Source organism: Methyloversatilis discipulorum, assembly GCF_000527135.1.
Taxonomy (GTDB): domain Bacteria; phylum Pseudomonadota; class Gammaproteobacteria; order Burkholderiales; family Rhodocyclaceae; genus Methyloversatilis; species Methyloversatilis discipulorum.
The window spans coordinates 3,767,065-3,780,651 of record NZ_AZUP01000001.1; the positions used below are offsets into that span (position 1 = coordinate 3,767,065).

The window sequence follows — 13,587 nt, forward strand, 5'->3', positions numbered from 1 at the left end:
GCGCGCCCGTCCGTCCGCCGTGCCGGCCCGTCCGGCGCTCGTTCCTCTCCCCGAACTCCTCCGCATGAAGCCGCGCATCGCCGAAAAACTCGAACAGCTGTCGACCCGTCTGGCCGACCTCGACGCCGCGCTGGCCGATCCCGGCGTGACCGCCGACATCGATCATTACCGCAAGCTCACGCGCGAACACGCCGAGCTGACGCCGGTCATCGCGCTCTACCAGGCCTGGTGCCGGGCGCGTGACGACGGCGAGGCCGCGCGTGGCCTGCTGGCCGAAGCCGACATGAAGGAGCTGGCCCAGCTCGAAATCGAGCAGTCAGCCGCCGACATGCAGCGGCTGGAAGGCGAACTGCAGCGCGCGCTGCTGCCGAAGGACCCGGACGACGGTCGCAACGTGTTCCTCGAAATCCGCGCCGGCACCGGCGGCGACGAATCGGCGCTGTTCGCCGCCGATCTTTTCCGCATGTATTCGCGCTACGCCGAGCGCAACCGCTGGAAGGTCGAGGTGGTGTCGGCCAGCGAATCGGACCTGGGCGGCTACCGCGAAATCATCGCCCGCGTCAGCGGCGACGGTGTCTATCAGCGGCTCAAGTTCGAATCCGGCGGCCACCGCGTGCAGCGCGTGCCGGTGACCGAAACCCAGGGCCGCATCCACACCTCGGCGTGCACCGTCGCGGTGATGGCCGAGGTCGACGAGGTGGCCGAGATCGACATCAATCCGGCCGATCTGCGCATCGACACCTTCCGCGCCTCCGGCGCTGGTGGGCAGCACATCAACAAGACCGATTCGGCGGTGCGCATCACGCACATCCCGACCGGCATCGTAGTCGAGTGCCAGGACGACCGCAGCCAGCACCGCAACAAGGCGCAGGCGATGTCGGTGCTGGCGGCGCGCATCCGCGATGCACAGGTGCGCGCGCGCGACAGCCAGATCGCCTCGACCCGCAAGAGCCTGGTCGGCAGCGGCGACCGCTCGGAGCGCATCCGCACCTACAACTTCCCGCAGGGCCGGATGACCGACCACCGCATCAACCTGACGCTGTACAAGCTGGACGCCATCATGGACGGCGACCTGACCGAGCTGATGGACGCGCTGGCGCACGAGCACCAGGCCGAACAGCTCGCGCAACTGGCGGAGGAGGGCGCCTGAGCGGCGCCTGCGCATGACGCTCGACGACTGGCTGCGCGCCGCGCGCACTCGCATCGACAGTCGCGACGCGCAGGTGCTGGCCGCGCACGCGCTGGGTTGCGACCGCGCCGGACTGATCGCGCGCGGGCGCGACGCGTTGGCCGAGGCGGCGCTGGTCGCCCTCGATGCGCTGCTCGAACGGCGCGCGGCCGGTGAGCCGGTGGCCTATCTGGTCGGCCGACGCGAATTCTTCGGGCTGGATCTGGCGGTCGCGCCGGGCGTGCTGATTCCGCGGCCGGAAACCGAGGGGTTGGTCGATCTGGCGCTGGCGCGCATCGGCGATCTGCCGTCGCCGCGCGTGCTCGACGCCGGCACCGGTTCCGGCGCCATCGCGCTGGCGATCAAGGCGCAATGCCCGCAGGCGCAGCTGACAGCACTCGACCGCTCGGATGCGGCGCTGGCGATCGCCAGCGGTAACGCGCAGCGGCTCGGGCTTGAAGTCCGCTTCGTCGCCTCAAACTGGCTGGAAGCCATGGCTGGCGAAAGCTTCGATTGCATCGTGTCGAATCCGCCGTATATTCGGGCAGACGATCCGCATCTGGCGCAGGGCGACCTGCGTTTCGAACCGCCGGCCGCGCTGGCCAGCGGTGAGGACGGGCTGGATGCCTTGCGCACGCTGTGCCGGCAGGCGCCGCAGCACCTGGTCGACGGCGGATGGCTGTTGTGCGAACACGGTTACGATCAGGCACCGGCAGTGCGCGCGCTGATGCGTTGCGCCGGGCTTGCCGACGTCGCGTCGTGGCGCGATATTGCCGGCATCGAACGGGTCAGCGGAGGACGGCTGGCCCAGGAATGATCCGACGTGGATGGGGTGTCTGTGCCCCGTCTGCGTCCCTACACACTGTCCGTGCGCAGGCGCGGTCAGACCGCTGACTTTCAAACATCCGCAAAGGAAAGAGACATGAGCGCCCAGGAACGCATCAAGGAAACCGTCACCGGCAACCCGGTCGTGCTGTACATGAAGGGCACGCCGCAGTTCCCGCAGTGCGGCTTTTCCGCCACCGCCATCCAGATCCTGAAGCACCTCGGCGTGCAGAACCTGCACACCGTGAACGTGCTCGAAGACGCCGAAATCCGCCAAGGCATCAAGGACTACGCCAACTGGCCGACCATCCCGCAGCTCTACATCCGCGGCGAATTCATCGGCGGCTGCGACATCATGAAAGAGATGTTCCAGTCGGGCGAACTGAAGAAGGAACTGGAAGGCCTCTGATCGGCGTCGGTCGTGCGCCGGAGCAGGCGACGCCTGCTTTCGCGCGCTTCAGTCCGTCGTCGGCAAGGGCTGCGGATTGCCGTTCCACACCCATTCGAGCAGCGCCTCGAGTACCGGCTGGGCGCGTTTCGCGTTCGGGTGGTTGAGCCAGGCGACCATCAGCACGCGCTGACCGTTGCGGTCCAGCACATAGCCGGCGATCGAGCGCGTGTCGGCCAGCGAACCGGTCTTCAGGTGGGCCTGGCCGGCCAGCGGCGATGTTTTCAGCCGCCGGCGCAGCGTGCCGTCGACCGCCAGCACCGGCATCGACGACACGAATTCGGGCATGACCGGGCTGGCCCAGGCGCGGCGCAGCAGCGCGGCCAGGTCGTAAGCCGACAGGCGCTCGACCCGTGACAGACCTGAGCCGTTGTCCATCATCAGGCTGGGCAGCGGCAGGTTGCGCTGCGCCGCCCAGGCGCGCACGCCAGCGGCCGCGCCGACCGTGTCCGCCGGCGCACCGGGCGGGGACAGCGCGAGGAAGAGCTGGCGCGCCATCACGTTGTTGCTGTACTTGTTGATGTCGCGGATCACCTCGGCCAGCGGTGGCGAATCGATGCCGCCGAGCACCGCTGCGTTGATCGGCGTGACCCCCTCGCGCACCCGGCCGCTGATGCGCCCGCCCAGTTCGGCCCACATCGCGCGCAGTGCGCGGGCGAAGAAGTCGGCGTGCGGCAGCGGTGCGACGTTCCAGATGCGCTCGCCGCAGTCGCGCGCGTAGCGGCCGCTGATCTGCAAGGTCAGTGCCCCGTTGCCGGCCGGCTGGACGGCGGCGAACAGCGTGTCCTTCCAGTCGCCGCAGTCGCCCGCCACCAGCTGCACCCGGTTGTCGATCTGCACGCCATCCAGCGGCGGTTCCGACCACAGCACAGGCGCGCTACCCTCGGTGGGCTGCAGCCGGATGCGCAGTGCGTTGTGCGCCAGCAGCAGCGCGTCCGGGCCGACGTTGTAGGGCGCCAGCGGTTCGTTGTCGAAGGCGCCGGGGTCGTGCGCGAGCACGGCATAGCGGCTGCGATCGGTCACTACGTCGCCGCGGATGTCGCGGATGCCGCGGCTGCGCAATTCGCGCAGCAGCAGCCAGAACTGTTCCATCGACAGCGCCGGGTCGCCGCTGCCGCGGATGTAGAGGTCGCCATCGAGCACGCCGTCGCGCGGCGCCGACGTGGCGAGCAGTTCGGTGCGCCAGCTGTAGGCCGGGCCCAGCGTATCGAGCGCGACATAGGTGGTGACCAGCTTCATCACCGACGCCGGATTCATCGGCTGCTTCGCGCGGTGACTGATGCGCGCCGGACCGCCCTCGACCGACTGCACCATCACCGATATCGCCGACGGCGGGATGTCTGCTGCGCGCAGCGCCTGCAGCACCGGCGCCGGCAGCACCGCCAGCGCAAGCGGCGACAGCAGGGTCAGCAGCGCACCGAGCAGCCAGCGCATCTGCTTCAGGCGATGCGCGACAGGTGGCGGCGCACCGAAGCGCTGGCGCCCAGCCAGCCGAGCAGTGCGCAGAGGGCCAGCAGCACCGCCCAGTCGGCCGCGCCGAGCGGCCGCAGCACGAACTCGAGGCTGTAGAGACCGGCCAGTTCGCTCATCGGCTGCGCCAGCATGCGGGTCGCGACCAGCGCCAGCAGGCCGGCCAGCGCGCCGCCGAGCAGGCCCTGCAGTGCGCCGAACCAGTGGAAGGGACGGCGTATCCAGGCGTCGGTAGCGCCGAGCAGGCGGCTCACTTCGATCTCGTCGCGCTGGGTCAGCAACTGCAGCCGTATCGTGTTGAAGGTGACCGCGACCAGGCCCAGTCCGAGCGCGCCGGCCAGCATGGTGAGCGCCTGCCGGCCGAGCGCGATCAGCGCGTCGAGCCGCTTGGCCCAGTCGGAATCGAGCTGTACATGCTCGACTTCGGGCAGTTTCGCCAGATCGGCGCGCAGCGCTTCGAGCCGATCGGCGTCGGCGTCCTTCAGGCGTACGACGAAGGCGTCGGCGAAGGGGTTGTCCGGCAGCGCGTCGAGGATTTCGGCCAGTGCGTCGTTGTCGCGGAAGCGCTTCAGCGCAGCGTCGCGCGAAATCAGTTCGACGCGGCCCTCCTTGGCAAGGGCGCGGATCTTCTTCTCGCTGTCTTTCACGACGTCGGCGCTGGCACCCGGCTGCATGAACACCGATATTTCCGGCGCGGCGCTGACATTGCCGGCCAGCCGCTGCAGATTTCCGAGCAGCATGTAGCCGGTGGCCGGCAGTGCGGCGGCGATGCCGACCACCAGCGCGGCCAGCAGCGTGTTGAAGGGCTGGCGGACCATCTGCCGGGCGGCGCGCAGCCCTGCGCGCATCTGGAGACGCAGCCAGTTCATTGCAGCTTCCCCTGCGCCAGCGACAGCCGGCGCGGTGCGTAGCGCTCGAACAACGCGCCGTCGTGGGTGGTCAGCAGCACGGTGACGCCCGCCTCGTTGAACGAGCGGAACAGGTCGGCGATATCACGCGCGTAGGCGTCGTCGAGGTGAGCGGTCGGTTCGTCGGCGAGCAGGATCTGCGGCCGGTTCACGATGGCGCGGGCGATGGTGAGGCGCTGCTGTTCGCCGCCGGACAGTTCGACCGGCATCGCCTTGTCGCGACCCGCCAGGCCGACCCGTTCGAGCGCGGCGCTGACCCGCTTCGCCGCTTCGCGCGGCGGGTGGCTGCTGATGGCCAGCGGCAGCATCACGTTGTCGAAGGCGCTGCGGTCGAACAGCAGGCGCTGGTCCTGCATGATCAATCCGATCGAGCGGCGCCAGTAGGGCAGGGCGGCGCGCTTGAGCGCCGACACGTTTTCGCCGCCGACCAGCACTTGGCCTTCGGTCGGGCGTTCGAGCACCGCCAGCAGCTTGAGCAGCGTGCTCTTGCCGGCGCCGGAGTGGCCGGTCACGACCACCATTTCGCCGCGCGCGATGTCGATGTCGACGCGTTCGAGTGCGGTGTGGCCGCCCGGGTAACGCTTGGTGACCTGTTCGAAACGGATCATGCGTCGATCAGGCGCCTTGCGGAGTGTCGAACAGCGCGTCGACGAATTCGCCGACGCGGAAGGGCTGCAGGTCGTCCACGCCTTCGCCGACACCGATGTAGCGCAGCGCGATCGGGCGCGATGGCGCGTGCTGCTTGGCGATGGCGGCGATGACGCCGCCACGCGCGGTGCCGTCCAGCTTGGTCATGACCAGGCCGGTCACGCCGATGGCGGCGTCGAAGGCCTTCACCTGGGCCAGCGCGTTCTGGCCGATGTTGCCGTCCAGCACCAGCAGCACTTCGTGCGGGCCGGTCGGATCGGCCTTGGCGATCACCCGCTTCACCTTGGCGATCTCGTCCATCAGGTGCAGCTGGGTGGGCAGACGGCCGGCGGTGTCGGCCAGCACGACGTCGATATTGCGGGCGCGCGCGGCATTGACCGCGTCGAACACGACGGCGGCCGGGTCACCGGAATCCTGGGCGATCACCGCCACGTTGTTACGGGCACCCCAGGTTTCCAGCTGCTCGCGCGCGGCGGCGCGGAAAGTGTCGCCGGCAGCCAGCAGCACGCTCTTGCCCTGGGCCTGGAAATGCTTTGCCAGCTTGCCGATCGAGGTGGTTTTCCCGGCGCCATTGACGCCGGCGATCATGATGATGAAGGGCTTGTGCGCGTCAAGATCGAGCGGCTTTTCCAGCGGCGCGATCAGCTTCGTCAGCTCTTCCTTCAGCACGTCGCGCAGCTTCGCCGGATCCTCGATCCGCTCGCGGCGTACGCGCTCGCGCAGCACGTCCAGCAGATGTGTGGTGGCGTCCAGACCGACGTCGGAGGTGATGAGCAGGGTTTCCAGCTCTTCCAGCAGTTCGTCGTCGACCTTGGTGCGCGAAAACAGCGCGCTGAGCTGGCCGCCGAGCTGAGCCCGGGTCTTCGACAGCCCCGCGCGCAGGCGCTGCGCCCAGGACAGTTTCGGCGCGGCCGCCTCGGGCGCGCTATCCTGCGCGACCGAAGCCGGCGCAGTTTCCGGCTGCGCGACCGCGTCGGGTGCGGCCGGCTTGTCCTTCTTGAAGAAACCAAACATGTGGGGGACGGTCAGTGAAGCACCGTGCAGACAGCCGCACGGCTTGAAAATACAGGCGCGATCAAGGGTTTGGCCCGGATCGCGTACTTTGGCGGAGAGTGTATCAGATGGATTTGCGCCGTTTTTCCAATGGCATCGCACTGTGTGGCGCACTGGCCCTGACGCTGGCAGCGGCGTCGCCAGCCCGTGCCAACCCCTATGAAACCACCTTGAGCAACGGCCTGCGCGTCATCGTCAAGGAAGACCATCGAGCGCCGGTGGCCATGCACATGGTGTGGTACCGCGTCGGTGCGATGGACGAAAAGGACGGCACCACCGGCATCGCCCACCTGCTCGAACACATGATGTTCAAGGGCACGAAGAAGCTGAAGCCGGGCGAGTTCAACGACATCGTCGCCCGCGCCGGCGGCAACGACAACGCCTTCACCAGTCACGATTACACCGCCTATTTCCAGCGCGTGCCGGCCGCTGCACTGCCGAAGATGATCGAGCTGGAAGCGGATCGCATGCGCAATCTGGTCATCGGTGACGACGAGTTCGCGCGTGAGCTGAAAGTGGTGATGGAAGAGCGCCGGCTGCGCACCGACGACCAGCCGCAGGCGCAGATGCACGAACAACTGATGGCCAGCGCCTTCATCGCCCACCCCTATCGCCGCCCGGTCATCGGCTGGATGAACGATCTGGAGAAAATGCGGCCGGACGACGCGCGTAACTGGTACCGGCTCTGGTACGCGCCGAACAACGCTTACGTGGTAGTGGTCGGCGATGTCGACCACAAGAGGGTGTTCGAACTGGTGAAGAAGCACTACGGGCACATGAAGCCGGTGGCGCAGCCGGTGCGCAAGGTGACCGCCGAGCCGCCGCAGACCGGCGAGCGCCGCATCGTCGTCAAGGCGCCGGCCGAACTGCCGCAACTGGCGATGGCCTGGAAGGTGCCGAAGCTGAGCGACGTCGAGAACGATCGCGAACCCTATGCGCTGGAAGTGCTGGCCGGCATTCTCGATGGCCACGCGGCGTCGCGCCTGCCGCGCGCGCTGGTGCGCAGCAGCCAGATCGCGGTCGAGGTGGGTGCCTACTACGATTCGACCGCGCGCGGCGAGGTCACCTTCATGCTCGGCGGTACGCCCGCCAAGGGGCATACGGTGGCGGAACTGGAGACGGCGCTGCGGGCGGAAGTGAAGCGCATCGCCGACGAAGGCGTGTCGGCCGCCGAACTCGAGCGCATCAAGACGCTCACAGTCGCCGCGCAGATCTACAAGCTCGATTCCACCTATGTGCAGGCGATGGAGATCGGGCGTCTCGAAGCGTCCGGCTACCGCTGGCAGGACGCCGACCGCATGCTGGAAAAGCTGCGTTCGGTCACCGCCGATGAGGTGCAGGCGGTGGCGCGCAAGTATTTCGGCGACGACACGCTGACCGTCGCCGTGCTCGACCCGCAGCCGCTCGACCCGGACGCGAAGCCCCGCGCCAAGCCGGCCGGTCTGCGCCACTGATGCGTACGCACAACGATTTCCTGCAGGTGATTCCGATGATCCGATTCTTCCGCAGCGCGCTGTTGCGCGCGGTGTGCGTGCTGGCGTTCGCAACGCCGGCGCTGGCCAATGTCGATATCCAGCACTGGACCGCCGCCAATGGCGCACGCGTCTATTTCGTCGAAAGCCACGTGTTGCCGATACTCGACGTGCAGGTCGATTTCGATGCCGGCGCGGCACGCGACCCCGGCGGTCTCAGCGGCCTGGCCGGCATGACCCACGGCCTGCTCGATTCCGGGGCCGGCGGTCTGGACGAGGATGCGCTGGCCGAGAAACTCAGCGATCTGGGCGCGCGCCTTTCGGGCTCGGCCGACAACGACCGCGCCGGACTGTCGCTGCGCACGCTGGCCAGTGCGCGCGAGCGCGAAGGCGCACTGGCGCTGATGCGCACCGTGCTGACGGCGCCCGAATTCCCGGCTACCGTGCTCGAACGCGAGAAGGCGCGCGCCATCGCCAGCCTGCGCGAAGCCGACACCAAGCCGGACCAGATCGGCGCCAAGCGCTTCGCGAAAGCGCTCTATGGCGACCACCCCTACGGCCGCAGCGCCACCGTCGAGTCGATTGCCGCGATCACTCGCGACGACGTGCTGGCGCACTACCGCCGCCATTACGTCGCCTCGCGCGCGGTGGTGTCCATCGTCGGCGACGTGACGCGCGAACAGGCGGAAGCGATCGCGCTGCAACTGACCGGCGACCTGCCGGCCGGCGAACCGCTGCCGCCGATCGCCGACGTGACGATGCCCAAGGCCGCCACCGAACGCATCGCGCACCCGGCCAACCAGAGCCACATCTTCGTCGGTCAGCCGGTGAGCCGCCGAGGCGACCCCGACTTCTTCCCGCTGCAGGTTGGCAACTACATTCTCGGCGGTGGCGGCTTCGTGTCGCGGCTGACCAAGGAAGTGCGCGAGAAGCGCGGTTACGCCTACAGCGTCTACAGCTACTTCAGCCCGCAGCGCCAGCCCGGCCCCTTCCAGATCGGCCTGCAGACGCAGCGTGCGCAGGCGGCCGATGCGCTGAAGGTGGTCGATGAAACGCTGGCGACCTTCATCGCCAACGGTCCGACCGCCGACGAACTGAAGGCGGCTAAGCGCAATCTGGTCGACGGCTTCTCGTTGCGCCTGGACAGCAACCGCAAGCTGCTCGACAGCCTCGCGACCATCGGCTTCTACGGCCTGCCGCTGGACTGGCTCAACAAGTTCCAGGAGCGGGTCGAGGCTGTGACGGCGGCACAGGTGAAGGAAGCATTCCAGCGCCGCCTGTCCGCCGACCATATGGTGCGGGTGATCGTCGCCGGCGACTGAGGGTGGGTCGCTGCCGGCGGCGCCCGGCAACACGAAACAAGCCGCCACAAGTGCGTGCGGGCACGCAGGTAGAATTGTCGCCATGTCCCGCATACGCATCATCGGCGGCCAGTGGCGCAGCCGCCTCCTTCCGGTCGCGGCAGTGCCGGGGCTGCGCCCCACTCCGGATTCGGTGCGCGAGCGCCTGTTCAACTGGCTGGGCCAGGACCTGAACGGCCTGCATTGCCTCGATCTCTTCGCCGGCACCGGCGTGCTCGGCTTTGAGGCGGCGTCCCGCGGCGCCGCCTCGGTCACGCTGGTCGAGCGGGACGCCCGCGCATTCGGCAAGCTGCGCGAAGCGGTCGAACTGCTGCCGGCGCCGCAGGTCAGGCTGGTCAGAGGCGATGCGCTAGAATTCGCCGCCCAGCCACCGCGGCGCTTCGATGTACTCTTTCTCGACCCGCCTTACGGCAAGGGTCTGCTCGATCGAGTGGTAGCTCATCTGCCGCATCTGCTGACCGACGACGCGGTGATCTATTGCGAAGCCGAACAGCCGGTGCCGGCGCTTGGCGATTACCGGGCGACGCGCGAAGGGCGGGCGGGGCAAGTCCATTACCAGCTGCTGGAACGATCATGAACGGCACCATTGCGGTCTATCCGGGCACTTTCGACCCGATCACGCGCGGCCACGAAGACCTTGTGCGGCGCGCAGCGGCGATGTTCGACCGCGTCATCGTTGGCGTTGCGGAAAGCCGTTCCAAACGGCCCTTCTTCACCACCGACGAACGGGTCGACATGGCGCGCGAAATACTCGCGGCCTATCCTAATGTCGAGGTGCGCGGGTTTTCCTGCCTGCTGATGGACTTCCTGAGCGAGTGCAAGGCGCGGATCATCGTGCGCGGCCTGCGCGCGGTGTCCGACTTCGAATACGAATTCCAGATGGCCGGCATGAACCGGGTGCTCCGTCCTGACGTCGAAACGGTGTTCCTGACGCCGGCCGATCAGTACATGTTCATCTCGGCCACGATGGTCCGGGAAATCGCCTCACTGGGCGGTGATGTCAGCAAGTTCGTGCAGCCCTCGGTGCTGGCGCGGATAGGCGACAAGGTTGAAGCAATGCGTGGAGGCAAATGAAGTGTCTTTGATAATCACCGACGAATGCATCAACTGCGATGTGTGCGAGCCGGAATGCCCGAACGGGGCGATTTCGCAGGGACCGGAAATCTATGTGATCGATCCGTCCAAGTGCACCGAGTGCGTCGGCCACTTCGACGAGCCGCAGTGCCAGCAGGTCTGTCCGGTCGATTGCATTCCGCTGGATCCGAACCACAAGGAAACCCGCGAGCAGCTGCTGGAGAAGTACAACCACCTTACCGCCAAGGCCTGACGTTCGACGGCCCCGGCGTGCTCAGGCTGCCGCGGCCGAGATGACCCGCAGCACCGGCGCCTTCAGCGCCGAATCGAGCGCGCTTTCGAGACGCGCCAGTTCTTCGAGCTGTTGATCGATGGCTGCGCCGGTCTGGCGCAATTCCTCGATCCGCTCTTCCAGCGTGTCGGTCGCTTCGTGAATGCGTTTCACGCTTTCCAGCCGGCGCTTGAGCTGCTTCTGGTGTTCGCGCACCTGGTTTTCGAGCGGCGCCATGATGGCGCGCAGCCAGTGTTCGACGTCGCGGTTCACCACTTCCATGTGCTTGCGCACCTGCACGGCGACGGTTTCGAAGAAGCGCTGCGTGAGCTGGCGCTTTTCGGTGGTGAGCATGTTCAGCCAGGTGTTGAACTGCTGGTGGAAGGCCTTTTCCAGCCGGGTGATGTCCTTCTCGTAACGATGGACCGAGAAGGGTACCGGCACGCCGAGCCGCAGGTCGTGCTCGGTCGAGAAGCGCTGGTACATCGCTTCCATCATGCGGAAGATTTCATCCACGCTGGCGGCAGAGCGGGTCAGGCTGTCGCGCACGTCGTCGAAGAAGGCGTTCATCGCGTCGCGCAGCTGCAGCGAAAAGTTGGCTGCCTCCATCTGTTCGCGCGTGTGGTTCGTGCGTGCGCGCAGCGCGTCCATGCCGAGGTGGCCGAACAGCACATTGGTCTGCGACGAGAACACGTTGCGCGTGGCATAGAAGCGTTCGAGGCCGCGTTCGAATTCCTCCTTTTCCGCCCGCACCCGCTTCAGCATGTACTGGATGACACCGCGGTTCTTGCCGCGCAGGTCGGAGAACTCGGCCAGCTGGTCGTCGATGCTGCGCCGGCGTCCGGCCAGCACTTCGCGCGTGCGGCCGATCAGCTCGCGTGCGTCCTTGTCGACGGCGGCGCCGACGATGTCGCGCTTGGCTGGCAGCAGATCCTCGACCAGTGCGCGTTCGAGCTGCGGCAGGCGGCTGCGCGCAAGCAGCGCGCCGTCTTGCTGGATGCGGGCCAGCAGCCCCTTCTGCGCCGATACCGGAAACACGCGCGACTCCGGAATGTCCAGCGTGGCCGCACAGGAGGCGATCTGGCGGGTGATTTCCGATTCGATCTGGGTTTCAGTGCGCAGGCCGTCCCACAGGCTGTCCATCTTGTTCAGCACGGCGATGCGGCCCTGACGCGACCCGCCGGCCGCGGTGACGTGCGTCTTCCAGACGCCGAGGTCGCTCTGCGTGACGCCGGTGTCCATACCGAGCACGAACAGCACGGCGTGTGCAGACGGCAGCAGCGACAGCGTCAGTTCAGGTTCTGCGCCGATCGCGTTCAGGCCCGGGGTGTCGAGGATGACCAGCCCCTGGCGCAGCAGCGGGTGCGGCAGGTTGATGATGGCGTGGCGCCAGGCCGGCACCTCGACCATGCCCTGTGCATCGGGTTGCAGGCCATTCTCGCCGCTCAGGTCGATGCGGAAGCCAAGTGCTTCGGCTTCGCCGATAGCCACGCGGCGCTGTTCGCTGACGCGTCCGAGCGCCTGCTGCATCGCGGCCGTCAAGGTGGTATCGAGGTCGATCCGCTTCCATGCGCCCGGTTGTGACTTCAGGTCGGACACCGTGGTGGTGCCGCGCCGGGTGTCGATCGGCAGCAGATCTATGCAGGCCGGGCGGGCGCCGTCGTACATCAGTTCGGTCGGGCACATCGTGGTACGGCCCGAGCTGGACGGCAGCACGCGCGCGCCCTGGTCGCCGAAGAAGATGGCATTGATCAGTTCGGACTTGCCGCGCGAGAACTCGGCGACGAAGGCGACGACCAGACGGTCGTCGCGCAGCTTCTGCAGCAGCTGTTCGATGCACAGATCGTTGTGGCTGTCGTTCAGGTTGCTTTCGAACAGCCAGCCGCGCAGACGCACGATGGTCTGCTCGACCCGCGTACGCCAGGCGCCATATGCCGACAATTCCTCCTGCATGCCCATCGCCGTCTCCTCCACGCAAATGTCAATCTAGCACAGGCGCTGCGCGCTATCGCTGGCAGGTCGGGCAGAAGAAGGTCGAACGTCCGCCCATCCGGCGGTTGCGCACAGCCGTGCCGCATACGCGGCAGGGCTGGCCGTCCCGTCCGTAGACGAAATAGGACTGCTGGAAATAGCCCGGTTCGCCATCGGCATGCATGAAGTCGCGCAGCGTGCTGCCGCCGGCGTCGAGCGCGTCGCGCAGCGTGGCGCGGATTTCGTCGTACAGGCGCGCGCACTGCGGACGCGTCAGGCGCCGGGCCGCCATGCCCGGGCGCAGGCGCGCGCGGAACAGGCTTTCCGAGGCGTAGATGTTGCCGACGCCGACCACCACCGCGCTGTCCATGATGGCCAGCTTGATCGCGCACTGCCGCCGCGTCAGTGCGGCGTGCAGCCCGGCGGCGCTGAAATCGTCGCCCAGCGGTTCGGGACCGAGGCCGGCGAGCAGCGGGTGGGTCGCGTCGGCCCCCTCGTGCCACAGCACGGCGCCGAAGCGGCGTGGGTCGCGCAGCCGCAGCACGCGGTCGCCGAAGACGATGTCGACGTGATCGTGCGTGGCCGCCGGCACGTCGCGATCGAGCACGCGCAGGCTGCCGGACATGCCGAGGTGCAGGATGAGCGTGCCACGGTCGAAGCGCAGCAGCAGGTATTTGGCCCGGCGGTCGATGTCGCGCAGCGTCTGGCCGGGCAGCATGGCGGGCAGGTCGGCGGGGACCGGCCAGCGCAGCCGGGCGTTGCGGAGGGTGACCGCGGTCGCCACGTGCCCGGTCAAGGGCGCGGCAATGCCGCGGCGCGTTACTTCGACTTCGGGCAGTTCGGGCATCGGAAAGGTGAGCCGCGGCACGGCGGCGGGGGTGCGTTTTGGAATAAGATCGAAGCCGTTTCCGGCATCGG

General features: G+C 67.7%; 14 protein-coding genes. 8 read left to right on the forward strand and 6 right to left on the reverse strand.

Translation table 11 applies throughout. The features are described from left to right. The first annotated feature begins 64 nt into the window (after nt 1–64). The 3 genes from prfA (at nt 65) to grxD (ending at nt 2,402) form a co-directional block, all read left to right on the forward strand. Complete coding sequence (gene prfA, locus METFAM1_RS0117595; protein WP_019916787.1) at nt 65–1,150, forward strand: peptide chain release factor 1; 1,086 nt, start codon at nt 65–67, stop codon at nt 1,148–1,150. A gap of 13 nt (nt 1,151–1,163) precedes the next feature. Further along, nucleotides 1,164–1,985 carry a peptide chain release factor N(5)-glutamine methyltransferase gene (prmC, locus tag METFAM1_RS0117600; RefSeq protein ID WP_019916789.1) on the forward strand — a complete coding sequence of 274 codons (822 nt, stop codon included), beginning with the start codon at nt 1,164–1,166 and terminating at the stop codon, nt 1,983–1,985. Nucleotides 1,986–2,090: 105 nt separating this feature from the next. Beyond that, on the forward strand, nt 2,091–2,402 hold the full coding sequence (grxD, locus tag METFAM1_RS0117605; RefSeq protein ID WP_019916790.1) for a Grx4 family monothiol glutaredoxin: 312 nt from the start codon (nt 2,091–2,093) through the stop codon (nt 2,400–2,402). Nucleotides 2,403–2,450: 48 nt separating this feature from the next. Here grxD and dacB read toward each other — a convergent pair whose 3' ends face one another. From dacB to ftsY, 4 genes are read right to left on the reverse strand one after another with little or no spacing between them, the layout of a single operon-like run. After that, on the reverse strand, nt 2,451–3,875 hold the full coding sequence (dacB, locus tag METFAM1_RS0117610; protein WP_019916791.1) for a D-alanyl-D-alanine carboxypeptidase/D-alanyl-D-alanine endopeptidase: 1,425 nt from the start codon (nt 3,873–3,875) through the stop codon (nt 2,451–2,453). Between the two features lie 5 nt (nt 3,876–3,880). Next, nucleotides 3,881–4,780: a permease-like cell division protein FtsX gene (ftsX, locus tag METFAM1_RS0117615; protein WP_019916792.1), complete on the reverse strand. Its 900-nt coding sequence runs from the start codon at nt 4,778–4,780 to the stop codon at nt 3,881–3,883. Continuing rightward, nucleotides 4,777–5,427 (reverse strand): cell division ATP-binding protein FtsE, encoded by a 651-nt coding sequence (locus METFAM1_RS0117620; protein WP_019916793.1) that lies wholly within the window; start codon nt 5,425–5,427, stop codon nt 4,777–4,779. The genes ftsX and METFAM1_RS0117620 overlap by 4 nt, the downstream gene beginning before the upstream one ends. A gap of 7 nt (nt 5,428–5,434) precedes the next feature. After that, entirely contained in the window at nt 5,435–6,481 is a 1,047-nt protein-coding gene (ftsY, locus tag METFAM1_RS0117625; RefSeq protein ID WP_019916794.1) for a signal recognition particle-docking protein FtsY, read from the reverse strand. A 107-nt stretch (nt 6,482–6,588) separates the two neighbouring features. Between ftsY and METFAM1_RS0117630 the strand changes: the two genes are divergently transcribed. The 5 genes from METFAM1_RS0117630 (at nt 6,589) to METFAM1_RS0117650 (ending at nt 10,680) form a co-directional block, all read left to right on the forward strand. Then, nucleotides 6,589–7,974, forward strand: coding sequence for a M16 family metallopeptidase (locus METFAM1_RS0117630; RefSeq protein WP_019916795.1), 1,386 nt, complete (start codon nt 6,589–6,591; stop codon nt 7,972–7,974). Further along, nucleotides 7,974–9,314, forward strand: a complete 1,341-nt coding sequence (locus METFAM1_RS0117635; RefSeq protein WP_019916796.1) for a M16 family metallopeptidase — start codon at nt 7,974–7,976, stop codon at nt 9,312–9,314. The genes METFAM1_RS0117630 and METFAM1_RS0117635 overlap by 1 nt, the downstream gene beginning before the upstream one ends. Before the next feature lie 82 nt (nt 9,315–9,396). Further along, nucleotides 9,397–9,930 (forward strand): 16S rRNA (guanine(966)-N(2))-methyltransferase RsmD, encoded by a 534-nt coding sequence (rsmD, locus tag METFAM1_RS0117640; protein ID WP_019916797.1) that lies wholly within the window; start codon nt 9,397–9,399, stop codon nt 9,928–9,930. Then, nucleotides 9,927–10,427, forward strand: a complete 501-nt coding sequence (gene coaD / locus METFAM1_RS0117645) for a pantetheine-phosphate adenylyltransferase (RefSeq protein ID WP_019916798.1) — start codon at nt 9,927–9,929, stop codon at nt 10,425–10,427. The genes rsmD and coaD overlap by 4 nt, the downstream gene beginning before the upstream one ends. 1 nt (nt 10,428) lies before the next feature. After that, nucleotides 10,429–10,680, forward strand: a complete 252-nt coding sequence (locus METFAM1_RS0117650) for a YfhL family 4Fe-4S dicluster ferredoxin (RefSeq protein WP_024300811.1) — start codon at nt 10,429–10,431, stop codon at nt 10,678–10,680. A 21-nt stretch (nt 10,681–10,701) separates the two neighbouring features. Here the strand turns inward: METFAM1_RS0117650 and METFAM1_RS0117655 are convergent, their stop codons facing one another. Both METFAM1_RS0117655 and mutM read right to left on the reverse strand, forming a co-directional pair. Further along, nucleotides 10,702–12,657 (reverse strand): dynamin family protein, encoded by a 1,956-nt coding sequence (locus METFAM1_RS0117655; protein ID WP_019916800.1) that lies wholly within the window; start codon nt 12,655–12,657, stop codon nt 10,702–10,704. Between the two features lie 46 nt (nt 12,658–12,703). Further along, nucleotides 12,704–13,516 carry a bifunctional DNA-formamidopyrimidine glycosylase/DNA-(apurinic or apyrimidinic site) lyase gene (gene mutM / locus METFAM1_RS0117660; protein WP_024300812.1) on the reverse strand — a complete coding sequence of 271 codons (813 nt, stop codon included), beginning with the start codon at nt 13,514–13,516 and terminating at the stop codon, nt 12,704–12,706. Between the last annotated feature and the right edge of the window lie 71 nt (nt 13,517–13,587).

Bases quoted from the DNA above. Each gene is read 5' to 3' on its own strand.
- prfA (WP_019916787.1), top strand. From the start codon at position 65: ATGAAGCCGCGCATCGCCGAAAAACTCGAACAGCTGTCGACCCGTCTG.
- prmC (WP_019916789.1), top strand. From the start codon at position 1,164: ATGACGCTCGACGACTGGCTGCGCGCCGCGCGCACTCGCATCGACAGT.
- grxD (WP_019916790.1), top strand. From the start codon at position 2,091: ATGAGCGCCCAGGAACGCATCAAGGAAACCGTCACCGGCAACCCGGTC.
- dacB (WP_019916791.1), bottom strand. From the start codon at position 3,875: ATGCGCTGGCTGCTCGGTGCGCTGCTGACCCTGCTGTCGCCGCTTGCG.
- ftsX (WP_019916792.1), bottom strand. From the start codon at position 4,780: ATGAACTGGCTGCGTCTCCAGATGCGCGCAGGGCTGCGCGCCGCCCGG.
- METFAM1_RS0117620 (WP_019916793.1), bottom strand. From the start codon at position 5,427: ATGATCCGTTTCGAACAGGTCACCAAGCGTTACCCGGGCGGCCACACC.
- ftsY (WP_019916794.1), bottom strand. From the start codon at position 6,481: ATGTTTGGTTTCTTCAAGAAGGACAAGCCGGCCGCACCCGACGCGGTC.
- METFAM1_RS0117630 (WP_019916795.1), top strand. From the start codon at position 6,589: ATGGATTTGCGCCGTTTTTCCAATGGCATCGCACTGTGTGGCGCACTG.
- METFAM1_RS0117635 (WP_019916796.1), top strand. From the start codon at position 7,974: ATGCGTACGCACAACGATTTCCTGCAGGTGATTCCGATGATCCGATTC.
- rsmD (WP_019916797.1), top strand. From the start codon at position 9,397: ATGTCCCGCATACGCATCATCGGCGGCCAGTGGCGCAGCCGCCTCCTT.
- coaD (WP_019916798.1), top strand. From the start codon at position 9,927: ATGAACGGCACCATTGCGGTCTATCCGGGCACTTTCGACCCGATCACG.
- METFAM1_RS0117655 (WP_019916800.1), bottom strand. From the start codon at position 12,657: ATGGGCATGCAGGAGGAATTGTCGGCATATGGCGCCTGGCGTACGCGG.
- mutM (WP_024300812.1), bottom strand. From the start codon at position 13,516: ATGCCCGAACTGCCCGAAGTCGAAGTAACGCGCCGCGGCATTGCCGCG.